The 26,945-nt window shown below is 51.7% G+C and carries 27 protein-coding genes; 17 read left to right on the forward strand and 10 right to left on the reverse strand.

Features of this window, described 5'->3' with window-relative positions:
• Positions 1-22 precede the first annotated feature (22 nt).
• The 6 genes from chrA to FH755_RS08620 all read left to right on the forward strand — a co-directional run bounded on the left by chrA (position 23) and on the right by FH755_RS08620 (position 6,263).
• Entirely contained in the window at positions 23-1,204 is a 1,182-nt protein-coding gene (gene chrA / locus FH755_RS08595) for a chromate efflux transporter (protein ID WP_292440578.1), read from the forward strand.
• Positions 1,201-1,689, forward strand: a complete 489-nt coding sequence (locus tag FH755_RS08600) for a GNAT family N-acetyltransferase (RefSeq protein ID WP_292440580.1) — start codon at positions 1,201-1,203, stop codon at positions 1,687-1,689. Before chrA ends, FH755_RS08600 begins: the two co-directional genes overlap by 4 nt.
• A 94-nt stretch (positions 1,690-1,783) precedes the next feature.
• Complete coding sequence (locus FH755_RS08605; protein WP_292440891.1) at positions 1,784-1,948, forward strand: CPXCG motif-containing cysteine-rich protein; 165 nt, start codon at positions 1,784-1,786, stop codon at positions 1,946-1,948.
• A gap of 74 nt (positions 1,949-2,022) precedes the next feature.
• Positions 2,023-2,895 (forward strand): MBL fold metallo-hydrolase, encoded by an 873-nt coding sequence (locus FH755_RS08610; protein WP_292440582.1) that lies wholly within the window; start codon positions 2,023-2,025, stop codon positions 2,893-2,895.
• 102 nt (positions 2,896-2,997) lie between these two features.
• Entirely contained in the window at positions 2,998-5,130 is a 2,133-nt protein-coding gene (locus FH755_RS08615) for a TonB-dependent receptor (RefSeq protein ID WP_292440584.1), read from the forward strand.
• 23 nt (positions 5,131-5,153) lie between these two features.
• Positions 5,154-6,263 carry a PepSY-associated TM helix domain-containing protein gene (locus tag FH755_RS08620; protein ID WP_292440892.1) on the forward strand — a complete coding sequence of 370 codons (1,110 nt, stop codon included), beginning with the start codon at positions 5,154-5,156 and terminating at the stop codon, positions 6,261-6,263.
• A 16-nt stretch (positions 6,264-6,279) separates the two neighbouring features.
• On the opposite strand, the gene FH755_RS08625 is transcribed toward FH755_RS08620, so the two are convergent.
• From FH755_RS08625 to doeB2, 4 genes are read right to left on the reverse strand one after another with little or no spacing between them, the layout of a single operon-like run.
• A complete protein-coding gene (locus tag FH755_RS08625; protein ID WP_292440586.1) occupies positions 6,280-7,641 on the reverse strand; it encodes an NAD-dependent succinate-semialdehyde dehydrogenase in 1,362 nt (453 codons plus the stop codon).
• Positions 7,642-7,648: 7 nt separating this feature from the next.
• Positions 7,649-8,911, reverse strand: a complete 1,263-nt coding sequence (gene doeA / locus FH755_RS08630) for an ectoine hydrolase (protein WP_292440589.1) — start codon at positions 8,909-8,911, stop codon at positions 7,649-7,651.
• The gene (locus FH755_RS08635) at positions 8,908-10,182 is read right to left on the reverse strand and encodes an aspartate aminotransferase family protein (RefSeq protein WP_292440592.1); all 1,275 of its coding nucleotides are present in this window, start codon (positions 10,180-10,182) and stop codon (positions 8,908-8,910) included. The genes doeA and FH755_RS08635 overlap by 4 nt, the downstream gene beginning before the upstream one ends.
• A 53-nt stretch (positions 10,183-10,235) precedes the next feature.
• The gene (doeB2, locus tag FH755_RS08640) at positions 10,236-11,396 is read right to left on the reverse strand and encodes a N(2)-acetyl-L-2,4-diaminobutanoate deacetylase DoeB2 (RefSeq protein WP_292440594.1); all 1,161 of its coding nucleotides are present in this window, start codon (positions 11,394-11,396) and stop codon (positions 10,236-10,238) included.
• Positions 11,397-11,609: 213 nt separating this feature from the next.
• On the opposite strand from doeB2, the gene FH755_RS08645 reads away from it, so the two are divergent.
• From FH755_RS08645 to FH755_RS08670, 6 genes are all read left to right on the forward strand, one after another.
• Complete coding sequence (locus tag FH755_RS08645) at positions 11,610-12,263, forward strand: TetR/AcrR family transcriptional regulator (protein ID WP_292440596.1); 654 nt, start codon at positions 11,610-11,612, stop codon at positions 12,261-12,263.
• A 34-nt stretch (positions 12,264-12,297) separates the two neighbouring features.
• Positions 12,298-13,458 carry an iron-containing alcohol dehydrogenase gene (locus tag FH755_RS08650; RefSeq protein ID WP_292440598.1) on the forward strand — a complete coding sequence of 387 codons (1,161 nt, stop codon included), beginning with the start codon at positions 12,298-12,300 and terminating at the stop codon, positions 13,456-13,458.
• Positions 13,459-13,473: 15 nt separating this feature from the next.
• Positions 13,474-14,463, forward strand: coding sequence for a zinc-dependent alcohol dehydrogenase family protein (locus tag FH755_RS08655; protein WP_292440600.1), 990 nt, complete (start codon positions 13,474-13,476; stop codon positions 14,461-14,463).
• An 11-nt stretch (positions 14,464-14,474) separates the two neighbouring features.
• Complete coding sequence (locus tag FH755_RS08660; protein WP_292440602.1) at positions 14,475-15,572, forward strand: alkene reductase; 1,098 nt, start codon at positions 14,475-14,477, stop codon at positions 15,570-15,572.
• A gap of 26 nt (positions 15,573-15,598) precedes the next feature.
• Positions 15,599-17,530 (forward strand): PQQ-dependent sugar dehydrogenase, encoded by a 1,932-nt coding sequence (locus tag FH755_RS08665; protein ID WP_292440604.1) that lies wholly within the window; start codon positions 15,599-15,601, stop codon positions 17,528-17,530.
• Between the two features lie 130 nt (positions 17,531-17,660).
• Positions 17,661-17,999, forward strand: coding sequence for a DUF3135 domain-containing protein (locus tag FH755_RS08670; RefSeq protein ID WP_292440606.1), 339 nt, complete (start codon positions 17,661-17,663; stop codon positions 17,997-17,999).
• Positions 18,000-18,220: 221 nt separating this feature from the next.
• Here the strand turns inward: FH755_RS08670 and FH755_RS08675 are convergent, their stop codons facing one another.
• Complete coding sequence (locus FH755_RS08675) at positions 18,221-18,715, reverse strand: methylated-DNA--[protein]-cysteine S-methyltransferase (protein ID WP_292440608.1); 495 nt, start codon at positions 18,713-18,715, stop codon at positions 18,221-18,223.
• Positions 18,716-18,842: 127 nt separating this feature from the next.
• Here FH755_RS08675 and FH755_RS08680 point away from each other — a divergent pair, with 127 nt between their 5' ends.
• The gene (locus FH755_RS08680; protein ID WP_292440610.1) at positions 18,843-19,250 is read left to right on the forward strand and encodes a hypothetical protein; all 408 of its coding nucleotides are present in this window, start codon (positions 18,843-18,845) and stop codon (positions 19,248-19,250) included.
• A gap of 3 nt (positions 19,251-19,253) precedes the next feature.
• Here the strand turns inward: FH755_RS08680 and FH755_RS08685 are convergent, their stop codons facing one another.
• Positions 19,254-19,646: a MerR family transcriptional regulator gene (locus FH755_RS08685; protein WP_292440612.1), complete on the reverse strand. Its 393-nt coding sequence runs from the start codon at positions 19,644-19,646 to the stop codon at positions 19,254-19,256.
• A gap of 139 nt (positions 19,647-19,785) precedes the next feature.
• On the opposite strand from FH755_RS08685, the gene FH755_RS08690 reads away from it, so the two are divergent.
• Positions 19,786-22,278, forward strand: coding sequence for a heavy metal translocating P-type ATPase (locus tag FH755_RS08690; RefSeq protein WP_292440615.1), 2,493 nt, complete (start codon positions 19,786-19,788; stop codon positions 22,276-22,278).
• Positions 22,279-22,379: 101 nt separating this feature from the next.
• Here FH755_RS08690 and FH755_RS08695 read toward each other — a convergent pair whose 3' ends face one another.
• The 3 genes from FH755_RS08695 to FH755_RS08705 are packed head-to-tail and all read right to left on the reverse strand — an operon-like array spanning position 22,380 to position 24,230.
• Positions 22,380-23,219: a pirin family protein gene (locus FH755_RS08695; protein ID WP_292440617.1), complete on the reverse strand. Its 840-nt coding sequence runs from the start codon at positions 23,217-23,219 to the stop codon at positions 22,380-22,382.
• Positions 23,216-23,815 (reverse strand): NAD(P)H-dependent oxidoreductase, encoded by a 600-nt coding sequence (locus FH755_RS08700; protein ID WP_292440619.1) that lies wholly within the window; start codon positions 23,813-23,815, stop codon positions 23,216-23,218. The genes FH755_RS08695 and FH755_RS08700 overlap by 4 nt, the downstream gene beginning before the upstream one ends.
• Before the next feature lie 19 nt (positions 23,816-23,834).
• Positions 23,835-24,230, reverse strand: coding sequence for a DoxX family protein (locus tag FH755_RS08705; protein WP_292440621.1), 396 nt, complete (start codon positions 24,228-24,230; stop codon positions 23,835-23,837).
• Between the two features lie 106 nt (positions 24,231-24,336).
• Between FH755_RS08705 and FH755_RS08710 the strand changes: the two genes are divergently transcribed.
• Positions 24,337-25,254, forward strand: coding sequence for a LysR family transcriptional regulator (locus FH755_RS08710; RefSeq protein WP_292440623.1), 918 nt, complete (start codon positions 24,337-24,339; stop codon positions 25,252-25,254).
• Between the two features lie 33 nt (positions 25,255-25,287).
• Here FH755_RS08710 and FH755_RS08715 read toward each other — a convergent pair whose 3' ends face one another.
• The gene (locus FH755_RS08715) at positions 25,288-26,205 is read right to left on the reverse strand and encodes a patatin-like phospholipase family protein (protein ID WP_292440625.1); all 918 of its coding nucleotides are present in this window, start codon (positions 26,203-26,205) and stop codon (positions 25,288-25,290) included.
• A gap of 52 nt (positions 26,206-26,257) precedes the next feature.
• On the opposite strand from FH755_RS08715, the gene FH755_RS08720 reads away from it, so the two are divergent.
• Both FH755_RS08720 and FH755_RS08725 read left to right on the forward strand, forming a co-directional pair.
• Positions 26,258-26,647 carry a gamma-glutamylcyclotransferase family protein gene (locus FH755_RS08720; RefSeq protein ID WP_292440627.1) on the forward strand — a complete coding sequence of 130 codons (390 nt, stop codon included), beginning with the start codon at positions 26,258-26,260 and terminating at the stop codon, positions 26,645-26,647.
• 82 nt (positions 26,648-26,729) lie between these two features.
• Positions 26,730-26,945: a hypothetical protein gene (locus FH755_RS08725; RefSeq protein WP_292440629.1), complete on the forward strand. Its 216-nt coding sequence runs from the start codon at positions 26,730-26,732 to the stop codon at positions 26,943-26,945.

Genomic DNA, 26,945 nt, shown 5'->3' on the forward strand with positions numbered 1-26,945 from the left:
ATGACATAGAAACGGATACAGCATGAGCAAGCAAGGCACGGCGACTGAAGTCTTTGTCACATTCCTCAAGCTCGGGCTCACGTCATTTGGCGGCCCCATCGCACATATTGCCTATTACCGGGAGGCATTCATCGAGAAACGCCGCTGGCTCAGTGAAGAACAGTTCGCCCAGCTACTGATGCTTTGCCAGTTTCTGCCCGGCCCTGCCAGTAGTCAAATGGGATTCAGTATAGGGCTGATGCGTGCCGGCTGGCTGGGTGGTCTGGCAGCATTTACCGCCTTTACGCTGCCTTCAGCGATTCTTCTGTTCGCCTTTGCTCAGTGGCTACCCTATTTATCTGACACGATTGGCAGCGCTGCGATTCACGGTCTTAAACTGGTTGCACTGGCGGTGGTGGCTCAGGCCGTCTGGCTGATGGCCAGACAACTCACGCCGGATTGGCAGCGTCGTTTTATTGCCCTGGTAGCGGTTGTGTTTCTTGTGCTGGTGAATCAGCCAATGGCACAAATCGCCGTTGTTATCGGCGGCGCGCTGGCCGGTTTGGTACTTTGTCGTCATCAACACTTTCCCGCCAGTCAGTTTGATATTGACTATGGTAAACGCATTGCCTGGACACTGTTGGCAGTGTTTATGATTTTACTGTTCAGCCTGCCTTTTATGGCCGGTATGAATAGTCTGATTGCCGTTCTGGATGCTTTTTACCGTGCCGGGGCCCTGGTATTCGGTGGTGGTCATGTGGTCCTGCCCCTGTTGGAGCAAACGGTGGTCGATCCTGGCTGGGTCGCAGCGGATGACTATCTCGCCGGTTATGGTGCAGCGCAGGCTGTGCCGGGACCGGTTTTTTCTGTCGCTGCCTATCTGGGTGCCTTGTTACCTGGCGAGATGGGCGGCCTTAGCGGCGCGGTGCTGGCCTTGTGTGCCATTTTCCTGCCCGGATTTCTGTTAATTTCGGCGATGCTGCCTTTATGGCAGTCGGTTTTGAAATATCCCCTGGCTGCCAGCGCTTTGGCTGGGATCAATGCCAGTGTGGTCGGCTTGCTTGCAGCCGCCCTGTATGATCCCATCTGGATCAGCGCCGTTCACCACGTCAGTGATTTTGTGATTGCGCTTATCGGCTTTATTATGCTGCAGTTTTTCAGATTATCTGCCCTGCTGGTAGTGGCCTGGTGTCTGCTGGCAAGCATAGGCTTGGCTTTAGTATGACTTCTTCTCAAATCCGGCTAGCCACAGACAGTGACGTTGCTGCCATTACGGCTTTATTACAATCCTGTGCCCAGTCGATGAGTGATCAGGGCATGCATCACTGGCTGGGTGTTTATGATGAGGATTCAGTCAAAGCCAATTTAAGTGGAAAAAAGGTCTTTGTGCTCGAGTCTGATAATGCGATCCTGGGTTGTATCGCGCTGGGAACGGAAAAAGCAGAATATTACTCGGCGTGCTGGCCTCAGGCCCCTCAAGCAGACTTCTATATCACACAGCTTGCTGTCAGTCCCGAAGCACAGGGTAAAGGCTACGGCAAACAACTGATGCAATACTGCATTAGCCGGGCTGGCGATGCCGTTATACAACTTGATGCCGTGGCTCACTACCCTGCCCTGATAGCGTTTTATCAGTCATTGGGTTTCAGCATTATCGAAACCGGTATCGGACTGGGTGATAAACGTCATCTTTTCAGCCTTTCGCGTTGAGCTTCTTACGTGCCACAATGAAGTAAAGCGCTTTTAAACGCACCACTTATGTGGAGGCCAACTCATGCTTCATCCCCTGGAAGAAAGCACCATCATGTGTCCCTACTGCGGCGAGCACTTTACGGTGCTTATCGATTGCAGTGTGTCTGAACAGCAGTACATAGAGGACTGCGAAGTCTGTTGTCGTCCAATCGAGTTTCATCTCTTGGTAACAAGCGATAACGACTATGAACTATCCGTTTATTCAGAGAACGAATAACCTGTCTGACTCGCTGGGACTGAGCTTATCTGAATGCTACAAACGCATTATGTGCAACACAGGACTTGATGAACATGCCCTGGCTTAGAGTCGCTATTATTTTGACCTGCTTATTCCTATCATCCGCCAATGCCGCTGAATTCAGCATTACGCCGGTCAAAGACAATATATTCAAATTCAGTAATGGCACTCATCACGCTGTGTTTGTTGTGACTGATGAAGGTATTGCACTGACCGATCCGCTATCGACAGAGGGCGCCAAGTGGTTGAAGCAGGCGCTCAATGAGCGCTTCGATAAACCCGTCCGTTACGTTATCTACAGTCATAATCACCCTGATCATGTTTATGGTGGCGAGATCTTTGCCGAACCCGGCGTGACATTTGTCGCGCATGCCTGGGCACGTGATGATCTGCTGGCCACTAAAGCCGATACCCAAATACCCGATCTCGTGTTCAACGATGAAATGCAGCTTTTTCTTGGCGACACACAAATCGTCTTACGCTATCACGGTCCTAATAATGGTAAAGGTTCCATTTCCATCAACTTCCCCTCGCAGCGCGTTGTGCATGTAGTTGACTGGATTGTGCTGGGACGCATGCCCTATAAAAACCTGCCCGGCTATGATATCCGCGGCATGATAAATTCCACCAGGGACGTGCTGGCGATGGATTTTGATTTACTGGTTGGTGGCCATGGCGACATCGGTGATAAAAACGATGTCCGCTTTTATCTCCGTTATTTAGAACAGCTCTACGCGGCTGTGCTTGACGGTATGCGAGAAGGTAAAAACCTAAAAACGCTGCAACAGGACATCCGGCTTGATGCGTTTCGGTCACTCAAAATGTATGAAGCATGGTTACCGCTGAACGTTGAGGGTGTCTACAACGATCTCATCGATCAGTCCTATCTTCACCTCAGGCCTGAGGTGCCCGTCTCTGAAAGATAGTTGTCAGGATCAGTCGGAGCTGACATTTTTGATATTTATTCAATTGATAATAATTATCATTTAGTTTAGCATACCTCATTATTTTCACGCAGACAGGAGAAAATGGTGAGACTCAAAGTGTTATCAAAGCAATTAATCACCCTGATACCGGCCCTTTCATTATCATCCCTGGCTTACGCTGATAAAGCCGTCGAGCTGGATGAAATGACTATTACTTCGACACGGGCTGAAACAAAAATTGAAGACTCACCACAGGTCGTCACCATCATCGAACGCGAGGAAATTGAGCAACAGCTCAAAATATCGCCGGATGCCTCACAGGTGCTGAGCAGCCTGCTACCTTCTTTTACCCCTGCCCGTCAGAAACTGAGCAGTGCCGGTGAAACTTTTCGTGGCCGAGCGCCTTTGTTCCTGATTGATGGCATTCCGCAATCTAACCCGTTACGTGATGCCCAGCGTGACGGTCACACCATCGATTTATCCATGGTAGAGCGCATCGAGGTCATTCATGGTGCCAGTGCCATTCATGGTCTCGGTGCCACCGGCGGTATTATCAATTTCATTACCCGCAGACCAACCACGAACAAGTTGGACCAGAACATGAATGTTCAGATGACTTCGCCAACCAGTGAAGTCGATGGTGACACTTTCGGCTACCGGACCAGCTACGGTCTGCGTGGCAGTCAGAAAGATGTTGAGTATGCCTTGGGCCTGAGTTACGAAAAGCAGGGACTGTTCCTGGATGCCGATGATAATGCCATCGGTGTCGACAACACCCAGGGCGATATCATGGCCTCCCGTAGCTATGATTTGTTTGGCAAACTGGGTTACTGGCTGACTGACAATCAAAACATCGAACTGCAATTAAACCGTTACGAACTGGATGGCGACAACGATTATTTGTCGGTTCCCGGTGATCGGAACAGGAAAATCCCGGCTACATCGACCGAACAGACACCACCTGGTGATGCTCCGCATAATGAGGTCACGACGACCAGCATCAAGTTTGAAGATTATGATTTGGCCGGCATGCATTTTACTGCCCAGGCCTATCGGCAGGAATTTGAAGCCTTGTTCGGCGCCGGTATCTTTGGCTCATTTCAGGATCCGGCTATTGCCCCTGTTGGTACCTTATATGACCAGTCGCAAACCAGCTCAATCAAAAAAGGCGCCAAGTTCACACTGACAAAAGACGATTTATTCAAAGATAAGCTGACTTTAACCGCCGGCATGGACATTCTGCATGACACGACCGAGCAGGAACTGGCAGCCACAAACCGCAGCTGGGTACCGGAAACCACCTTCAAAAACTATGCACCTTTTCTGCAGGCGCAGCTGAAACCTGTTGATATGCTGGTGTTAAATGCGGGTATCCGCCACGAAAAAGCGAAGCTGGATGTGGATGATTTCCAGACTATTCATTCAACCAATAATGCTGGGGGGGTCACCGTCGAAGGCGGTAATCCTGATTTCAGCGAAACACTCTACAACGCCGGTATTGTTATCTCACCATTGAGCTGGTTCAGTGTCTTCGCCAACTACTCTGAAGGTTTCGGTATGCCCGATGTTGGCCGAGTATTACGCGGCATCGGCACTCCCGGACAGGATGTAGATGACTTCCTCAACCTGCAACCGGTGCTGACCGATAACCGTGAAATTGGTTTCCGGATTGACTGGGATCCAATCGATTTCGAGGTGAGTTATTACGAATCCGACTCTGATTTGGGCTCAAGACTGGAGAATATCGGCGGTACCTATTTCGTCAGGCGGGAAAAGACTGAAATCAATGGTGTCGAAACCACATTAGGTTTTCAGGCTAATGACGACCATCGTGTTGAACTCAGCTATTCGTATATCCGCGGCCGCTATGACTCTGATGATAATGGCAGTATAGACAGCGATCTGGATGGCAATAACATCCCGCCCAATCGTCTGATCGCCAACTGGAACGCCAGCTGGACACCTAAACTGTCTTCTTTTGTTCAGCTCAGCCATAATTTTGACCGCAGTTTCGATGAAGAGCCGGGTGACCCGGAAATCAAATTTGATGGCTATACTCTGGTGGATGCCTCACTGGCCTATCAGTTGCCTAAAGGCACTGTAAACCTGGCCTTTGCCAACCTGCTCGATGAAGACTATTTCGATTATTACTCTCAGACCGCCAACACACTCGATGAACGTTACTTCAAAGGGCGTGGCCGGACTGTAACACTGGGGTACTCGCTGGACTTTTAAGTGGAAACCGCTAGTCTGTGTCCATGCGACGATTCTGGATTGAGTTCCATAAAATCTCTGGTCTGATTATTCTGATTCCGCTGTTGCTGCAAAGCATCAGCGGATCAATCATAGTTTTTGATCATGCCATTGACGAATGGCTCAATCCGGAAATCCTTCTGATTGAAGTGCCACCCGATGGCGAACCGGCACCACTAAGTCAAATAATGGCAACAGCCTCGTCGGCCCTGCCTCAGACAGTCCATATCAGTTCTCTGCGTAAACCTCGTCATGGCAGCACGGTCTTCATGGCCTATCCCGTGATGCAGGCCTCTTCTCCGCATCACGGAAAACGAATGGAAGTGCTGATTAACCCCTACACCGCCGAAGTGACTGGCATCCGTGAATGGGGCAGTTACTTCACTTCTTTTATCTACCGGCTTCACTTTACCTTGTTACTGGATCGCAACGGGTCCCTGTTTCTCGGCTTTCTCGCCCTGGTGCTGTTGGTGAATCTAATCATCGGTGTCTATCTGGGCTGGCCAAGAAGTCGCGCAGCCCGGGACTGGTTGCTGGCAAGGAAACATCGCAAAACGCCCCTTATCGGGAAACTTCGTCGCTGGCATATTCTCTGTGGTCTGACGGCCTTGCCCGTGTCCATCGTGTTAATCATTTCCGGGGTTAGCATGATTTTTCATGATCAGACTGAGGCATTGCTAAATCGACCAGCACCACCACAGCTGGATGTGAAGCTTGATCCGGACAAAATAATCGATATTAATGACTGGTTGCCTGCTGTCAGCCAGCACTGGCCCAATGCAGAATGGATGCGTGTTAGCCAGCCAACACAGTCTCAGCCTGTCGCTGCTTTTATCCTCAGAACAGCCGGGGACCCGCGCAAGACATCAGGCAGCTCCATGCTGTGGCTGCACCCGCAAAGCAGTCAGATCCTGGCTGAACAGCATTATGCCGATCTCAGCTTCAGGCAGAAAATAGCTTTCTGGTTGTTTCCGCTACACAGTGGTGAGGCGTTTGCAATGCCTGGTCGATTGCTGGTCTTCCTCTGTGGATTACTGCTCAGCGTACTCAGCATTGCCGGTTTGTGGCTCTGGTGCAAACGCACATTCCGTCATCAAACTGCGGCCAGATTCTGAGCCGGGCTGGCAGGCGCTATTTAATCCACACCTGCTTGGCATTCACAAATTCCTTGATGCCGTGCGGTCCCAGTTCACGACCATAACCGGATTTTTTAATACCACCGCTTGGCAGACGCGGATCAGTTTTAACGATGCCGTTGATGGCAACCTGACCGGCTTCCAGTTGCATCGCCATATCTTCAGCTAATGCGGCATTACCGGTCCAGACACCGGCTCCCAGTCCAAACTCGCTGTCATTGGCAAGCTCGATGGCGTGTTTGGCATCATCAGCCCGGATAACGCACATTACAGGCCCGAAGGTCTCTTCTCGAAATGCCGTCATCGTAGCGGTAACATCCACCAGCATGGTCACAGGATATAGAAAGCCCTCGCCTTCGGGCATCTCGCCCCCCATCAGACATCGCGCCCCGTCAGCGATGGTCTCGGTGACCTGCCTGTGCAGATCCTCACGCAAGTCAAAACGGGCAATCGGACCGATATCGGTTTCCTCTGACAGGGGATCGCCCAGTTTGAGTTTCTGCAGTCTTTCGAAAACCCGGCCGATAAAATCATCATAAACCGGTGCCTCGACAATGACGCGCTTAGCCGCAATACAGGATTGTCCGGCATTGATAATACGCGACAGAGTGGCGACATCGGCTGCCGCTTCCAAATCAGCATCCTGCAGCACAATGAAGGGGTCACTGCCACCCAGTTCTAAAACAGAAGGTTTAATTTCTGATGCCGCGGTTGATGCAACCTTCCCCCCTGCGCCGGGTGAACCGGTAAATGACACAGCAACAATGCGCGGGTCACGAATCGCCTTTTCAACCAGCGGCGTCTCAACCGGCAGATTCACCATAATATTGTCTGGTGCACCGGCTTCCCGGAAGACGGTTTCAATGGCCTCAGCGCAACCCGGTACATGCTGGTCATGTTTCATCACACAGGTGTTTCCCGCCATCAGAGCCGGGGCCAGATAACGAAATGCCAGCCATAACGGGGCATTCCAGGGCAGAATGCCAAGCAATGTTCCCAGCGGCTGATAGCACACATAGCTCAATGACGCATCTGAAGGCAGTTCTTCCCTGGCCAGATACATTTCGGCATGCTCGGCATAGTGCTCGGCGCACCAGGCTGCTTTTTCCACTTCCGGGCCGCCCTCTTTGACCGGCTTTCCCATTTCTTCAGCCATTAATTTGGCGAGCAACGGTTTATTCTCCCGCAGCTTGTCAGCGACCGCTCTCAGCACCTCGGCTCGCTCGGCAATGCTTTGCCTCGACCACGTTGCATAAGCCTGGTGGGCGGCATCGATACGTTGTTCGATACCGGCCTCGTCCAGCCCTTGGTAATGATTCAGGATCTGACCTGTGTAGGGATTGGTTGCATTTAACATCGGCACCTCACTTTGTATTCTTGGCGGTTTTAGGTTTGTCTCCAAATTCTTCGTCACTATTTTTTTGAGCGACCTGTTCCAGCTTGGCCAACTTTTTCTGGCCCTGTTCGGGTTTGACGGTAAAGTCACGATCCAGTGTGAAGAAAGACTCACAACCATCCGCTGTGATATGAATGGTATCGGAGATACCACAGGTCTTATCACCATCTACTCCCCACATCCAGGGGATAACATGAAAGGTCATACCTTCTTCAAGGATGGCCGACTCGCCCTGCTTCAGACTGCAGATATAGCCTTCATCCCAACTTGGCGGGAAAGCGATACCGATGGAATAACCGGAGCGTGTCACCAGCCGGGCACCGACATCATTATTGGTAATGATATTGCGTACCAGATTATCGACATCAGAAACGGTCATGCCCGGCTGAACGATTTCATGCACAGCATTCAGTGCCATTTTCATCCGTTCCTGTGCTTTGTACATTGAATCACTGAGTTCACCCAGCACAACGGTACGCATCAATGCGGTGTGATAACGGCGGTAGCAGCCACCGACTTCGAGAAAGACATGCTCGCCCGGCTGCACTGTGCGCCCTTCCCAGGTGGCATGACCGATCATGGTCCGTGGCCCGGAAGTAACATAGGGCATGACAGCCGGTGGCTCGCCGCCGGCCTTGAACATCGCGCTGCTGATGGCCGCGCCGATCTCGTTCTCGGTCACTCCGGCCGCAGCGGCTTCAAGCCCGGCCTGCATACCGGCCTCGGTGGCTGCTGCTGCCTTACGCATCAGGTCGATTTCGACTTCGGATTTGCGAATCCGCCCCTGTTCCACAATCCCGAAACAGTCCAGTAGTTTGCCGTCGGTGAGTGTAGTGTGGATAAAGTCCTGCTGATAGGCCGGGAAAAAGTAACTGTTTCTTTCATAACCAATACGTTTGTTCGCCAGCCCGAACTCACGCAAGGCATCGACCAGCATCTGAATCGCATCACCGGTATCCGGATAGGGTCGGGTTCGCTCGACCCAGGTGCGGGCAATAATGTTGGACTCCTCCATTTGCCGGGTAATCATGAAGGGTTCCTGCTCAAGCGGTACCACCAGCGCCTGGAAGAAGGAATAACCGGTGGTCTGATAGTCCGTCAGGTACATGATATTTTCCGGATCGGTGATAACCACTGCATCCAGCAGACGCTGGGCAATTCGGACCCGTAACTCGCTCAGCCTGCGTTCATATTCCTCAAACGGAAAGGTCATGTCCTCGCGTTGTCTCATGCCGTTTCCTCCATGACTTTCTGGGTCACATCGACCAGGATCCTGAGCCCTTCTTCAAGATCATTGTCAGGTATGGTCAGTGGTGGAATCAGTTTCACAACCCTGCCGCCGGTGCCGCAGGAGGCAATCAGCAAACCAGCTTCAAAACACCTTTCGACAATGGCCTTGGCCCGTTCACCTGTCAGCACGTCCAGACCGAGAATCATGCCCCTGCCGCGGATCTGCACCTGATCATAACGTTCCTCAAGCGGTCTCAATGCCTCGTTCATCACATCGCCCTTAGCGTGCACTTCGGTCATCAGGCTGTTGTCTTCGAAATAGCTCAGTGCTTCATTGCCGGCCACGAAGGAAATACTCTGGCCACGGAAGGTGCCGGTATGCTCACCCGGCGCCCAGTACTCATCGACCTCCGGCTTAGTGAGGTTCATCGCAATGGGCGTACCCAAACCACCAAGGCCCTTGGCCAGACAGATGATGTCAGGATCAATCCCCATATCATCAAAGCTGAAAAAGGAACCGGTACGTCCCATGCCGACCTGTATATCATCGACAATCAGTAAAGCGCCGACCTCTTTCGCCAGTGCCGCCACTGCCTGCAGCCATTCTTTAGAGGCGACATTGACACCGCCTTCAGCCTGAATCGTTTCCAGCAGAAACGCAGCCGGTGGCGTAACCCCGCTGGAGGTATCACGGTACAAGCTACGCATATGCTCAATGCCTTGCACACCACAACCAGATTCGCAGCCCATACAGGGTTTGTTGCAACCAAAAGGATAATGCGACACGTGATTGAGTGGTACGCCGGCCGCTCCCCGGAAATATCGGTTGGCCGTTGCGGCCAGTGAACCCAGTGTCATCCCATGGAAACCTCGGGTAAAAGCGACAATTTCCTGTCTACCCGTTACCCGCCGTGCCAGTTTCATCGCGGCTTCAACCGCATTCGTACCGGTGGGGCCCATGAATTGCATTTTATGATTCATATTGCGCGGTTTCAGTACGACTTTTTCAAACCGTTCCATAAAACGACGCTTAGGAACGGTCATCATGTCCAGTGCATGGGTCACACCGCCTGACTGAATGTAATCAATAACAGCCTGGGTCATGCGTTCGTTGTTGTGACCAAAATTGAGCACCCCGGCACCGGCGAAAAAGTCGATATATTCCTTGCCATCTTCATCCATCTGCCTGGCATTGCGGGCTTTATCGAACACAACCGGATAAACACGGCAATAAGCTCGGATAGCGGACTCACGTTGATCAAATACACTCATTAAACACCTCCAAAATGGCAACGCCGATGCCGCGGCAACGGAAAACGGGCCGGTTATTCTGCTAGCGGCGCACCGACCAAGCGCGCATAAAGTCGAGTGACGAGTGGTATCAACCTGTCATTGAAATCATATAAAGGACTGTGGCAAACAGCCTGATGTCCGGGTCCGTCATCGGCACCAATCAGGGCGAACGCACCGGGAATCTGTTCCAGGTAATAACTGAAATCTTCAGAGGCCATGACCGGAACTGGCAGCAGCTTGTCGAGGCCACCTTCCCCATGATCCAGTTGCCATTGCTGGCGTACCAAAGCAGCTTGTGAAGCATGATTGATGGTGGCGTCATAGCGGGGAAAATGTCTGACTTCAGCCTCAACGCCGTAGGCTGCTGCCGTTTGCTGACTGATTTGCGTGATTAATTGATTAACCCGTTCACGGGTCACCCTATCAGGCACCCGGATACTGCCGCCTATCAGCGCCGAATCCGGTATCACCGTCGGGGCGCTGGGCGCTTCAATCGAGGTGACGCTGACGACTGCCGGATGCTGGGGCGCGACATGGCGACTGACAATCTGCTGCAGTGCCTGAGTCACAGCACTCGCGGCCAGTACCGGGTCGCGGCAGAGTTCCGGCTGGCTGGCATGGCCACCCCGGCCCTGCAGGTTGATTTGAAAGGTACCGTTACCGCACATGACAATGCCGTCAGGACAGACCAGTTTGCCAAAGGGAATGACCGGCCAGTTATGCCAGCCGAAAATCATATCAATCCCCTCAAGCGCGCCATCTTCAATCATCTTTTTAGCGCCATGCCCGCCTTCTTCGGCAGGCTGGAATAGCAAGGTGACCGGCCCGGGCAGTTGTGACTCGACTGATTTCAACCAGCTGGCTGTCGCCAGCAAGGTGGCAGTGTGGCCGTCATGTCCGCAGGCATGCATAAAACCTTCATGTTCCGAGCGCCACGCATGCTCGTTTTGCTCCAGAATCGGTAAGGCGTCCATATCGGCCCGCAGGGCGATGTGCTGGCCTTTGCCCTCAGGATTAAGTCGACCTAGAGTGCCCAGCTCGGCACAGGATTGCCAGGGAATATTCAGGGCGCTGAGTTCACGACGAATCAGATCTGCCGTGCGCACTTCCTGCCAGCCCAGCTCGGGATGCCGGTGCAGGTCATGGCGCAATTGCTGCGCACTGTCGATCGCTTGTTGCCAGATGTCACCCATCTTGCCCCCTGCGGTTTGACTCAAAACGGTGCACGTTTTGAAGGAATGCGATGTTGGAAGCGCCGATATGGAAGGGTTTTGCTTCGAAGACGATGCTTTCAAGTTCAGACTAACACCAAGCAAGGCTTGTTCCAACATTTAGAACCCTAAACAATAACCCCTTGTTCAGGCATCAATATCTTTTTCTAGACGACTGGTCTATTTTTTGAAATAATGCGCCACATAAATCAAGCAGCCCGATCACGATACAGTGATACCCGACAACAAATTCTGAATACGGCCCAGACTATCATTCTGGGTAAAGGCTTTGCTGCGGTCGGTCTCAACGAGATTCTGAAAACCGCCGGTGTCCCCAAGGGCTCGTTCTATCATTATTTCGAATCCAAAGAACATTTCGGCAGTGTCCTGCTCGAGAATTATTTTGATCAGTATATGTTGACACTTGATGCGCACTTTCACACTGACAACAACAGCGCGATCGACCGGCTGATCAGTTATTTCGATAACTGGAAGATCTCACAGTGCAGTGATACCAGTATAGATAAGTGCCTGGTGGTGAAACTGAGCGGTGAAGTGACCGATCTGTCTGAGAGCATGCGGCTGGCGCTCAAGCAAGGCACCCACCGGGTCATCAATCGTCTGGCTTCAGTCATACAGGAAGCCGTTGATAAGGGTGAAATCAGCATCGATGACGATGCCCAAACTGTCACAGAAGAAATTTACTATCTCTGGATCGGCGCTACCCTGCCTGCTCACCAAGGTCAATCACAACCCGGATGCTTTGCATGTCGCGATGAAAGCATTACGAGCAAGATTAAACCTCCCCCAGGCCAAAAACTGAACCCTTTTTATTTGCCTCAAAACTAGACGACTGGTCTATTAAATTAAGCAAAGGATCAACGTGAACAATTTTGAATTTTTCAATCCAACCCGCATCGTGTTTGGTGAGGGACAGGTCAAAGCCATCAATAACCTGGTTCCTGAATCTGCCAGAGTATTGATCCTTTATGGCGGTGAGAGTGCCAGAAAACACGGCACGCTGGATCAAGTCATGACCGCGCTGGGTCAGCGTCATGTCGAAAGCTTTGGTGGTATTGAAGCCAACCCGGGTTACAGTACATTGATGCGTGCCGTCGAACTAATCCGCGAACAGCGACTGGATTATTTGCTCGCCGTAGGCGGTGGCTCAGTCATCGATGGCACCAAATTTATTGCTGCTGCGGTAGATTGTGAAGGTGACCCTTGGGAGGAAATCCTGGTCCGGGGCGCAGAAAATATCCGCACTGCCCTGCCCTTTGGCACCGTACTGACTTTACCGGCGACCGGCTCTGAAATGAATACAAATTCAGTGATCACTCGCTATGAAACCCATGAAAAGCTCGCATTCAGCAGCCCGTTAGTCTTTCCAGAGTTTTCAATATTAGATCCGACCAAGGCCTATACCTTACCAGCAAGACAACTCGCCAATGGCGTCGTCGATGCCTACACGCACATCATGGAGCAATATCTGACGTATCCGGTTGGCGCCAGGGTTCAGGACCGTTTTGCTGAGGGGCTGATGCAAACTTTGATAGAAATTGGTCCCTCCCTGCTGGCTAATCCCGATAATTACGAGCTTCAGTCAAACTTTATGTGGACAGCCACACTGGCACTGAATGGCCTGATTGGCGCCGGTGTTCCTCAGGACTGGGCAACGCACATGATTGGGCATGAAATTACGGCATTGCATGGACTCGACCATGCGCAAACCCTCGCGATTGTATTGCCCAGCGTGATGCAGGAACAACGCGCCGTTAAACACGACAAACTACTACAGTACGCGGACAGTGTCTGGCATATCGAGGAGGCAGATGAAGAACGCCGTATCGATCTTGCCATTAACAAAACCCGCGACTTTTTTGAGCAGATGGGCGTGAAAACACGGCTCAGTGATTACCAGATCGACGCGGAGGCTATCCCGTTGATGGTTCAGCAGCTGGGGGAACATGGATTGACCCAGTTAGGTGAGCATGGCGATATCGATCTGGATAAAAGCCGCAAGATTCTGGAAGCCAGTCTTTAATACTAGGAGTCAGCCATGTCTAAAGTAGTGAGATTCAATCAAACCGGTGACCCGGATGTTTTACAGATCGTTGATGAGGAAGTCCCACCACCCGCGTCAGGAGAAATTCAGATCCAGGTCGCCGCTATTGGCCTCAATCGTGCCGAAGCGATGTTCCGCCGGGGCCAGTATCTTGAAGCACCCGACTTTCCGGCCCGGCTCGGCTATGAGGCAGCCGGTACCATCAAGGCGGTCGGCGAAGATGTGCACGGTTACAAGATCGGAGATGCCGTCAGCACCATTCCCAATTTTCCGCTTAATCGCTATGGCGTTTATGGTGAAGTGGTAAATGTGCCTGTCACTGCCGTCGCATTCCACCCGCTTAACCTGAGTTGGGAAGAAGCGGCCGCAATCTGGATGCAATATCTCACTGCCTACGGGGCACTGATCGATATTGCCAAAATGCAGCCTGACGATTTTGTGTTAATTCCGGCGGCCTCCAGCAGTGTCGGCCTTGCAGCAATACAGTTATGCAATCTGGTCGGTGCTGTCCCGATAGCAATGACCCGCCATAGCGACAAGAAACAGGAACTGCTGAATCAGGGTGCCCGCCATGTGGTTGTCAGCGAAGAAGAGGATGTGATCGCCGCAGTCGAGAACATCACTGAAGGTCAGGGCGTACGGATTATCTTCGATCCGGTTGGTGGCCCGATGCTGGAAACGCTCGCTGAAGTCGCCGCCAGTCACGGCATTATTTTCCAATATGGCGCTCTGAGCCCTGAGCCAACGCCATTTCCATTGTTTAGTGTGCTGGGTAAAGGCCTGACGATTAGTGGTTATACCCTGTTTGAGTTCACCCAGGATCAGCAACAACTGAAACGCGCCAAGGACGATATTTACGGCTGGCTTGAAGGCGCTCAGTTGAAACCGCTGATCGCCAAAACGTTCAGCCTCGATGACATCGTCGAGGCCCATCGTTACCTCGAATCCAATACCCAGTTCGGCAAGATCATCGTTACTGTCTAAAAGGAATGTCTATGAAGCAAGCATCAGAGTCCAAACCGGATTTGCAATCACCATTACAGGTGGGTGCCATTCAGCTCAAAAACCGTTTTGTAATGGCGCCACTGACCCGCAACCGCGCCGGTGAAGGTTTAGTGCCGACCGATATGATGGTCGAATATTACCGTCAGCGTGCCTCTGCCGGTTTGATAATTACTGAAGCCACCCTGGTTTCTGAGGATGGCATCGGTTATCCCAATATTCCCGGTATCTACAATCAGGCGCAGATTGAAGGCTGGAAAAAAGTCACCGATGCCGTGCATCAGGCCGGCGGCAAAATTGTCATGCAGATCTGGCATTGCGGCCGTGTCGGCCATACCTCATTACTGGGTGGCAAACTGCCCATGGCGCCATCGGCGATTAAACCGGCCGGCGAAGTCATGACCTATGAAGGCATGAAGCCATACGAAACACCTCGTGCGATGACGCCGGATGATATTGAGCGTATCAGGGAGAACTTCCGCCAGGCAGCGCATAATGCCCTGACCGCTGGGTTCGATGGGGTTGAAGTGCATGGCGCCAATGGTTATCTGCTGGATCAATTCCTGCGTGATGGCAGTAACCACCGGGATGACGAATATGGTGGCAGTGTGGCAAACCGGGCTCGGCTGTTACTGGAAGTGGTCGACGATGTCAGCCGCATCTGGGGGGCTGACCGGGTCGGTGTTCGTCTGTCCCCGCTGCAGCCTTTTAATGATGTCTCGGACAGTCATCCGGAACAGACCTTCCGCTACGCAGTTGAGCAACTGGATAAATTTGGTCTGGCCTATCTCCACATCACTGAAATGGGTGTGGACAATCCGGGCGCTGCCGGTCCGGCATTTGATATTCATAGCCTGCGCCCTCTCTGGCACGGCATTTACATGACCAACTACGATTACAGCCTGGAGAAGGCCAACGAGGTCATCGCCAGTGGCAAGGTGGATCTGGTGTCTTTCGGCAAACTGTTTATCGCCAACCCGGATCTGCCCTTACGTTTTGAAAAACAGGCGCCGCTGAATGAACCCGATCCGGATTCTTTCTATGGCGGTGATGAGCGTGGTTATATCGATTACCCCTTCCTCGAAGCTTGAGGTCATAAACCATTAAAGGAGGAATGATGAAACTCAAATTTTTATCTGTAGCAAGCCTGGCGGCAGCGTCGCTGGGACTCATGGTGTCGCCGGTCATGGCAGACCGCGCGGCTGCTGAAGCCAATCTGCACAAACTCAATGTACCTGACGGTTTTAATGTCGAGGTCTATGCCGAAGTCCCGGGTGCCCGTCAAATGACTTTCGGCCAGTCCACCGGCACGGTCTTTGTCGGTACCCGTGGCAAAAATGTCTATGCCGTGGTCGATAGGAACAAGGATCGTCAGGCAGATGAGGTCGTCAATATCCTTGACGATTTGAAAGTCGGTAACGGCGTGGCCATGTACCAGGGCAATCTTTACGTCGCTGAGCAACACCGCATCGCCCGTTATGCCGCACCTGGATTTGATTTGAGCCTGCCGTTTGAGCAGATGCGTGAGGTCGTTTTCGACGATCTGCCTGACAAGGCGCATCATGGCTGGCGTTATATCGACTTCGGTCCCGACGGCAAGCTCTATGTGACGGTCGGTGCGCCTTGCAACATCTGTGATGTGAGTGGCTATGAAGGCAGCATTATTCGTATGAACCCGGATGGCAGTGAGGCAGAAGTTTATGCCCATGGCGTGCGTAATTCGGTCGGTATCGACTTTCAGCCGGAAACCGGCGATTTGTATTTCACGGATAACAACGTCGATATGATGGGCGACGATAATCCGCCGGGCGAGTTCAATGCCGCACCGGAAAAAGGCATGCATTTTGGCTTCCCTTATTACGCCGGTGGTGACGCCCGCCACCAGGACTGGAAAGATAAAGAACCGCCGCAGGAAGTAACTTTCCCTGCAGTGGAGTTCCAGGCGCACACTGCCAGTCTTGGTTTCAAGTTTTATACCGGTAAGATGTTCCCGGCCGAGTATCAGGGTGATGCCATCATTGCCCAGCATGGCTCCTGGAACCGTACCGAGCCGGTGGGTTACAAACTGGAACGCGTCACATTCAACGACAACAATCAGGTCACTGGTCATGAAACCTTTATTGATGGCTGGCTGGTTGACGGTGAAGCCTGGGGCAGACCGACTGATGTACTGCAACTGCCTGATGGTTCATTACTGGTCTCGGATGACTACAACGGTGTGATTTACCGCGTCAGTTATGGCGAAACACAGCAAACCGCTGCTGCCAAAACCGACAAACAGACTGTGACGGACCTGAGGATGCCGGAATCGGTTATTGCTCATCCTGATGGTCGGCTGTTTGTCAGTGAAATCGGGGAGTTCGGTAAAAACGGTGACGGCCAGATCAGTATCATCAACACTGATGGCAGTAAAGCTGTTTTGGCTGCTGGCTTGAACGATCCGAAAGGACTCGATCTCTTCAACAACGAACTTTACGTAGCTGATATCAATCAGGTGCTGAAGGTGGATATGGATGGCAATGTCCAGGTCGTCGCCGACAGCAGCGACTTCCCAGGCACGGCTGAATTTCTCAATGATCTTGAGATTGACGGCAGTGGCAACCTCTATGTCTCCGACAGTGGCACCGACACCGGTCAAAATGCTGGTATTTACCGGATTTCAACGCTAGGAGAAATCACTGAAATACTGGACAGCAAAGCCGCTATCAAACGGCCCAATGGTCTGTTAATGGATGGTATTGGCAGCCTGCTGGTGGCTGATTTCGGCACCGGTGATCTGTATCGCCTTGATATTGCCTCGGCTAAGCTTAAAGATCTGAACACCGGATTCGGTGGTGCTGATGGTCTGGTGCGCGATACCCGTGGTTTCCTTTATGTCAGTGACTGGAATAATGGCAAAGTCTGGCAACTGGCCGGCCCGCGCGCGACTCCACAGATCATTGCCGATAACCTGCAGGCCGCTGCTGATATCGCCCTGTCTGCAGACGGACAGTATGTGGTGGTGCCTGATATGAAAGCAGGTAAATTAATTTATCTGCCGATTCATTAAAGGCTAACTCAGAACCGGGGTCTGAAGCAGGCCCCGGTTTTTTTATGCCTGAAAATAGCCTGGCAACCCCCACGGCGATACGTTGTCTGATATTTTAGACCTTAAACAATCGTAAACAGGGGGAGCCCCCATGTTATTTGATTTCGAGGAATGGGCGCAGTTAGCGAAGCAGGATCAGGCCGCTTTTGAGAAAAAGCGTGCCGCTGCCATCAAACAGGCCATTGAAGACTCCGCAAGCAGTGAGAGAGAACGCCGTATGCTTAATGGCTTGCAGTTTCGTGTCGACATGGTTCGCCGTAAGCATAAACATGCCCTCGGCGCCTGTATTGAAATCTCAGATATGCTGATGAACCAGTGCTACCAGCTTGCCAATCTGGATATGGAACAGATTATCCGTGAAACAACTGCGTCGGAGCACAAACCACGCTGCCAGGTACTGCCTTTCAATAAAAGGCATCATCATCGTTAAGTCGACAAACTCCGCTAATTTAATCGCGGCGACATTCATACAAAAAAGTTTTTCACATTACTCACAATTTCTGTGGAGAAGCATGTGGATAACTTTCTGGTAAGTTGCTAAGTGACTCTTTTGTGACAAGCTTTAAAAACTGGTTATTTTTTAACCAGCGCTTGCTTTTCGGGGCTTGACAAAATCTCCCAGTTTAGTGGGACAAGCCCCGTTTCAATGACTTAGCGAATCGCTTCTTTTTGCAGCAGCATTTTTTTTCGTTCCATGCCCCAGCGGTAACCGGATAATTGACCGTCCTGTCGAATGATACGATGACAGGGTATTGCCAAAGCCAGTAAATTCGCGGCACAGGCGCCGGCGACCGCGCGAACCGATTTCGGTGAACCGATCTTTTCAGCTATCTCAGTGTAACTGCAGGTTTCACCCGCCGGCACAGTTTGTAATGCCTGCCAAACCCGTTTCTGGAAGTCCGTACCCTGAATATCCAGCTCAAGGTCAAGAGCGGCATCGGGCCACTCGGCAAAGTTCAATACTCGTTGCAATCGGGACAACAAAACGGCATTGCCGCGCCCTTTCCGGGCATGTGGATATTTTTGTTTGAGCCATCCAACCAATTGCGATGGCTCATCGCCGAGCGCAATGGCACAGACGCCTTTCTCACTCATTGCGACCAGCACACAACCCAGTGAACAGCTGCCTAATTCATATTCAATCATTATTCGCCTTCTTCGGCATCATGCCGGTGAATTGCCTGTGATGAACTTTAGCGCCTGTTTATCTCTCATAAACAGGCATGATGCGTTATCATCTGACTATACACTCAATCAGCAACGGAGCAGAGCCTTGAGACTGAGTACCCTGTTTAGCCTGTTATTTGTTTCATTTTCAACCCTGGCCGGTGGCCTGCCTGCGGGCGTCTACCAGCATAGCGACGACACATTACAGAAATTGTATTCGGAGCTGCATTACCTGAACCAGGCCGGCCGCGAAATTCATCAGAAATATGATGATAAGATTAAAGCAGATCCGAGCCAGATGCGTTTTTGTCAGGGCGAATACGGTTACATCAGTTCACGGGCTAAAGCGACCATCGGCATCGCCAACCGTCTCGACAGCCCCAACAAAGAGGAATACATTGCCACTGGCTGGAAAGCCTTTGAATGTATCAAGTGCAGCGGTGAGGTCAGCCACTGTGATGCCATCCCCCCGACACTGGAAACCATCAAGGCTGAATACAAGGCCCGGCAGTAAGTATTAATCAAACGCCGCCAGGATGGCACAGGGTTTAGTCTTGCCGCCACAGGCACAGTCTGAAGCCAGTTGCTTCAGGCTGTCCCTAGCCTGCTGCATGTCACTGATTTTCTGCTCCAGCGCTTCAAGACGATGCATCGCCAACTGGTAGGCCCGCTCATGATCCTGACTGGAATCAAGCTGAATCAACTCTTTAATCTCACTGAGCATAAACCCGGCTTCCTGCGCTTTCCGGATAAATTTCAACTTCCGTAATGCCTCGGTTCCATAGCGGCGGACACCACCCTCTGAACCCGGTATTTTCAGCAGACCTTTACGTTGATAAAACCTGACCGTTTCGACGCTGACCCCGGCGCTGGCAGCAAATTTTCCAATCGTCAGTGCTGTCTGTGTCATTGCATGCTTGACTCCGTACCATGGTACATACTTTATAGTTCATCCCCTGGCAGTAAAACAAGTCCGGTCTTGCTGGCAGCAGACACAACAAAGTTTTACATTATCTGAGATGCCCGCAATATTTTCTGAAGGAGATAGCATGGCAATTGATCCGGTATGCGGTATGACAGTGGATGCAGATAAGGCGTTGTATCATGCCCGCCATCAACAGCGGGACTATGTATTCTGCTCCCAGCACTGCATGAATAACTTCAAAGCCGATCCAACGCAGTATGTGCATCAAGCTGAGACCGCGCATGACTGCTGTGGCGGTCATGACAAAAAACAGCAGGTTGAGGAACCAGAACCACACAGATGTTGTGACGGTGAGGATGCACAGCCTCATCCGGCTAGCATCAAAAAAGGCAGTGGCGATTATATCTGTCCGATGTGTGAAGGCGTGCGCCAGTCAGGTCCCGGCAGTTGTCCAAAATGCGGTATGGCACTGGAACCGGAATCGCCGCAGCTGCCCGGCAGTAAAACCCAGTACACCTGCCCGATGCACCCGCAAATCGTGCAGGACCACCCCGGCAACTGCCCTATTTGTGGCATGGCGCTGGAAGCCAGTACGGTAGAAGTCGAAGAAGACAACAGCGAACTCAAAGCGATGACGTGGCGCTTCTGGATTGGCGCCGCATTGGCATTGCCGGTCTTTGTAATTGCGATGCTGCTGGATATGGCGCCCGCCCTGTTACCAGCAGCGGTTTCCACACAAAGCTGGTACTGGCTGGAGTTTATCCTTGCGACCCCGGTAGTACTGTGGGGCGGCTGGCCGTTTTTCGTACGTGCCGTGCAATCTGTTAAAACCCTGAATCTGAACATGTTCACGCTGATCGGTCTCGGCGTGAGTGTGGCTTGGCTGTACAGTGTTATTGCCTTGCTTTTACCGGCAATTTTCCCTGCCAGCATGCAGCATGCAGATGGCACAGTCGCTGTCTATTTCGAAGCAGCCGCTGTCATCACCGTACTGGTTCTGCTGGGGCAGGTACTTGAGCTCAGAGCCCGCAGCCAGACCAATGCTGCTATCAAGATGCTGCTCGGGCTGGCACCGAAAACTGCCCGCCTGGTCACCGACGATGGTCAGGAACAGGATATTCCACTGGATGAAGTTCAGGTCGGACAGCAGCTTAGGATCCGTCCCGGCGAGAAAATTCCGGTCGACGGTAGTGTGATTGAAGGCAGCAGCAGTGTCGATGAATCCATGGTCACCGGTGAACCCATACCAGTCAGCAAGCAAAGTGGTGACAAACTGATAGGAGCGACCGTCAATGGCACCGGTACCTTGCTGATGCGTGCTGAGCGGGTTGGCAGTGAAACTCTGTTGTCACAGATCGTGCATATGGTCGCCGAAGCCCAACGCTCACGCGCGCCGATTCAAAAACTGGTCGATAAGGTGGCTGCCTGGTTTGTGCCGGCAGTTGTATTGATCGCCATCATCACACTGGCAGCCTGGTTTATCTGGGGACCTGAACCCAAACTGGCGCATGCCATTATCAATGCAGTTGCTGTGCTGATTATCGCCTGTCCCTGTGCGCTGGGTCTGGCAACGCCGATGTCCATTATGGTGGGTACCGGCCGCGGCGCATCAATGGGCGTCCTCATTAAAAATGCAGAAGCACTGGAGGCGATGGAACAAATTGACACCTTGGTCGTCGACAAAACCGGCACCCTGACCGAGGGTAAACCGAAGCTGGTCACGGTTGAGTCATTCACAAATAGGGATGATAAGACCCTGCTGACATTAGCTGCCAGCCTGGAGCAAGGCAGTGAACATCCGCTAGCGATGGCGATAATTGAAGGAGCGAAAGAAAAAGGACTGACCCTATCCAGACTAACGCAATTTGATTCAGTTACCGGCAAGGGTATTCTGGGAGAGATTAATGGTCATCCTGTCGCGTTGGGTAATACGGCCCTGTTTGCCACGCTGGGGATAGACTCGACTTCATTACAAGAAAAAGCCGAGGCATATCGAAAACAGGGTCAGACCGTGATGCTGGTTGCCGTCGATAACCAGGCAGCCGGCCTGATTGGGGTGGCCGATCCGATTAAATCCTCTACCGAGGAAGCGATAAAAGCCCTGCATAGAGAAAACATTCGCATTGTCATGCTGACTGGCGATAACCGGGTGACTGCCGAGGCTGTCGCCGGCCAGCTTGGAATTGATGATGTCCGGGCTGATGTCTTGCCGGAACAGAAAAATCAGGTAATCAAAGCGTTGCGGGCTGAAGGCAGAACCGTGGCCATGGCCGGTGATGGAATTAACGATGCACCTGCACTGGCCCAGGCCACAATTGGCATAGCCATGGGCAGCGGTACCGATGTAGCTATGGAAAGCGCCGGTATAACACTGGTTAAAGGGGATTTACGTGGCATCCATCAGGCGTTGAAACTGAGCCGTGCCACGATGCGCAATATCCGCCAGAATCTGTTTTTTGCCTTCATTTATAACTCCCTGGGTGTGCCGGTAGCCGCCGGGGTTCTGTACCCGTTATTCGGGCTGCTGCTGTCTCCGATGATTGCTGCCGCAGCGATGAGCCTAAGCTCGGTGTCGGTCATCGGTAATGCCTTGAGGTTGAGAAAGGTTAAGCTTTAGCGCTAATCCACAGGTTTAAATAATAACCACAGAGGCACGGAGCGAATTAACTCTGTGCCTCTGTGGTTCCTCAGTTTGATGTAATCTGCGGATAAACAAAATCAAGCCAGCCTGCCCTCACGATAATCAGCAAACGCCTGCTCCACCTGCTCACGGGTGTTCATTACAAACGGACCGCCACGGGCCACCGGTTCTTTCAGGGGCTGTCCTGACACCAGCAAAAACTCGCTGGCCTGTTCAGCAGTGAGCCTGACGGCCTCTCCCTGCTCCAGCACACCCAACTGACCGGCTTTCAAAGGCCGCTGTTTATCACCGACGGCTAACTGGCCTTTGATTACATAAACAAAGCTGTTATCCGTGCCCGGAACTTGCTGCTCAAAGCCTGTATCAGCGGGCAACTCTACATGCAGGTAGAGGGGGTTGACGTAAGGATTGTCAATGACACCCCGGGTTCCGATATCCGTCTCGCCTGCTACAACTTTGATTCGGGTACCGTTGGCATGCGTCTCAACCGGAATTTCTTCGGCTGAACGCTCCTGATAACGCGGCTCACGCATTTTCTCAGTGGCAGGCAGGTTGACCCAGAGCTGGAACCCGGCCAACAAGCCTTGTTTCTGTTCAGGCATTTCCGAATGAATAATGCCTTTGCCTGCGGTCATCCACTGCACACCGCCGGTTTCAATCACACCTTGATTACCGGCGCTGTCTTCATGACGCATTCTACCGGCAAGCATGTAAGTCACCGTTTCAAAACCACGATGAGGATGGGGCGGGAAACCGGCCAGATATTCCTGCGGCCGGTCCGACCCAAAGGCATCAAACATCAGAAACGGATCCAGCATATTCAACTGCGGCGACCCAATAATGCGTTTAAGCTGCACACCAGCCCCGTCGGACACCTGGTCACCATTGACGATTTGTCTGAGTTCTCTTGTATTCATGATTCTGCTCCTGCAGCAATCGCTGCCAGTTTTTCACTGATCTCAACATTGTCATTCGCTGCCCGGCCCAGATCATTGGCATTCACCAGCGTGACATCGTCAATGCCAAGAAAACCCATGACATGACGCAGGTAGGTCGAAGCATAATCAACTTCACTGCCCAGCGGCACACCGCCGGAGGCAATGATCAGAAAAGCCTTTTTGCCTTTTAATAAACCCTCCGGCCCGTTTTCAGTATAGCGAAAGGTCACTCTGGCTCTGGCAACCTGATCGATCCAGGCCTTCAGCACCGCCGGCACACTGAAGTTATAAATCGGGGCGGCAATGACGATATGACTTGCCTGCTGCAACTCCTCAATCAGCGTGTCTGACAAAACCAGCGCCGCTTTCTGCTCGTCACTACGGTCACCAGGATCAGTGAAATTGGCGCCGACCCATTGCTCATCAATAAAATCAATGCCCTGAGCCAGATCACGCTCAACCACTGAGAGTCCAGTTCTCTGCTGCAACTGATGAGTCAGTTGTGCTGAAATATCGCGTGTCACCGAGCCTTCAAAACGGCTGCTGGAATTAATCTGTAAAATTGTATTTTTCATTTTTACTCCTCCCGCTCAGTCAAACACGACTTGAGCGCAAATTATCAAGGGCTAAGACGCCGCCACCATGCGTAACCAATATCAATAAGCCGCCGGCTATCGCCAGATTTTTCATAAACAGAATGCTTTGCATCTGATCGGCAAAATCAAAGTGGAAAAATACGGCTGCCAGCAGAGTGAAAGCGGCCAGTAAAAAAGCGGCAATCCGGGTTTTGAAGCCCAGCAGAACAGCGAGGCCACCCAGTATTTCAGTCGCAATGACCAGCGGCAGCAAAGCGCCGGAAATACCCATAGACTCCATATAACCCTGAGTACCGGCATAGCCCGCACCCAGCTTGCTGGCACCGGCACTGATAAAAATAGCGCTCAGCAGCACACGGCCGGTCAGCGATGAAATGTGATTTGTCAGATTCATTGTTTATTCCTCGTTTAATTGATCACGGGAACAATTTAATCGTTTCCATATTCTTGAAAAACACGCTATTAATAAACTTATTGTTTCCTTAGTGAGAACGATTAATATGAGCCAACTGGAAGAAATGCAGACTTATGTCCGTATTGTTGAGGCTGGCAGCATTACCCGTGCTGCTGAGCAGCTGAATACGGTGAAATCGGCTGTCAGTAAACGGCTTACCGATCTGGAAAAAAGGCTGGGCGTGAGCCTGCTCAAACGCACTACGCGCAAACAGACACTGACCGATGCCGGCCGCGATTATTACCAGCACTGTGTCCGCATTCTGGATGACATAGATGAAGTGGAGAGCGCACTGAGTGACAATCAGGCAGCACTGGCCGGCAGGATTCGAATGGCGGCACCGATCAGTTTCGGTCTGATGCATTTAAGTCCCGCGCTCAGGGAATTTAACCGGATTCATCCCGATATTATTTTTGATATCGAGTTTAATGACAGGCAGCAGGATCTGGTTGCCGAAGGGATTGATCTGGCGATTCGGGTATCCAACCTCGCTGACTCCAGCCTGGTTGCCAGAAAGCTGTCCACAACACGGCTGATGGTTTGCGGCAGCCCGGATTATTTCGCCAGAAATGGAAGCCCGCAAACGGCAGAAGACTTGCTTTATGGGCATGTCAAACTGCAATACAGCCATGTCAGTCCCAGTTGGCAGATGAAAAATCACCAGGGTGAGCGGCTCTCAGTTAATCTGCCGGCAGTGATGACCGCCAATAACGGCCAGTTTCTGCATGATGCTGCCATTGAAGGTAAAGGCTTGATTCTGTCACCGGACTTTATCTGCGCAGATGCCATCCGCTCAGGCAAACTTCAGGCGGTACTGACAAACTGTCTGCTGGATAACGAAATTGGTGTTTATGCCGTTTATCCGCAGACACGTTACCTGTCACAACGAGTCAGGATACTGATTGATTTCCTCAGGGAGTATTTTGCCCAGCGGCCTGACTGGCAATGTCCATCTGATGATTGATGTGATAGCGCTGGCAAGCGCACCGACTCCAAGCTATTTCAGGAAATAATCAAAATCATGCTGATGTCTGTCGACGCTGGCCTTGCCTTCTTCTATTGCTTCTGCAGCACGGTAGAATTCCAGAATGCCAATATGAGCCAGACGTGGTGACAGGCTAATTTCCGGTGGATCGCCTGCCATGCGACTGCGAGTAATCCGATCCTGTGTAATATTGATCGATGCGGCAATGGCATCCATTAAATCCGGCGCTTCTTCTTCCTCGGCGCCGTTACTAAACAGGTTACTGGTGTAATCGGCCACCATATCAGTAAAGCGTTCAGTGAAGCTGGGGTTGGCCGGTTCACTGGTATCGACTTTATCCGGTGCTTCAGCACGAAAATGTTTGCCGACAATATCACTGTTGAGGTTCACAGCGATAACGACATCCGCACCCAGAGCCCGGCAAACTGATACCGGTACCGGGTTGACCAGTCCGCCGTCTATCAGCCATCGATCATCATGCTTGATGGCCGGAAACAGGCCCGGTAAGGAAATCGATGACCAGACAGAATCCATGACTTTACCCTGCATATTCCAGATTTCACGGCCGGTATTCAGATCGGTTGCCACAGTCGCAAAAGCTTTGTCCAAATCCTCTATCAGTTGCTCAGCACTGACCACATATTCATGCAGAAAGTGATGTAATCTGTCTTTATTGACGAAACCGCGCAGAGATCGGTTGATAGTGAAATAACGCGCCGTTTGCAATTTGTCCAGTTGAGTGACCCAGTCTTCCAGCTTGTCGATATTGCCAGCGACATAAGCAGCACCGACCAGGGCACCGATGGAACTACCACAGACAATATCCGGCTCAAAGCCCAATTCCATAAGCCGCTGTATCACACCGATATGGGCCCAGCCTCTGGCCGCACCACTGCCTAAGGCGAGACCGACTTTTATCTTTTTCTTCATTTAGATATTCTTTATATTATTCTGAAACTTACAAATTAAACTTAAAGTAAATATGAATAACGACTATTTGTTCGTTTACGGCACGCTGATGCAAAACAGTCAGCATCCGATGCACCAGTTGCTGCAGGCTCACAGCGAGTATATCTGCAAGGGCTGGATACGCGCTCAACTCTATCAGATTCAGGATTATCCCGGTGCTGTGCTGTCAGAAGATGACAACAATAAAGTACATGGCGAAGTTTACCGGCTGACCAATCTGTCGGTGCTGGCACAGCTGGATGATTTTGAAGAGTGCTCAGCTGCCTTTCCGGAGCCGCACGAATACCAGCGGCAACAGGTCGATGTTGGCATTACAGCGGCCAAGCATATCAAAGCATGGGCCTATATTTACAACCACAGCGTCGATCCCGGCAAACGCATTAAAAGCGGTCGTTTCCGCTGAATCCCATAGCCTGTGAATAATTTTTTAAAGTTCATCAAAATCAAGTCGATAGCTTTCATACAGAACATGAAAGTGAAGATCGATGAACGAAATACCTCGTCTCAGTCACTATAATATGGTCACCGTCAGTACACCGGCGCAGGTTGGCCCTGCACGTCCCATTGCTGACAAAACCAAATCGGTGTCTGAATTTGACAGACGTCATCAGCCCGATCGGCGCAAGCGCAATAAAAAGCCACGGATTGAACGCCGTGTCTCTTCTGATCGCCGTGCACCGCGGTTTGATGCCAAGGTCTGA

It is taken from the genome of Methylophaga sp., from assembly GCF_009711715.1.
Classification (GTDB): Bacteria; Pseudomonadota; Gammaproteobacteria; order Nitrosococcales; family Methylophagaceae; genus Methylophaga.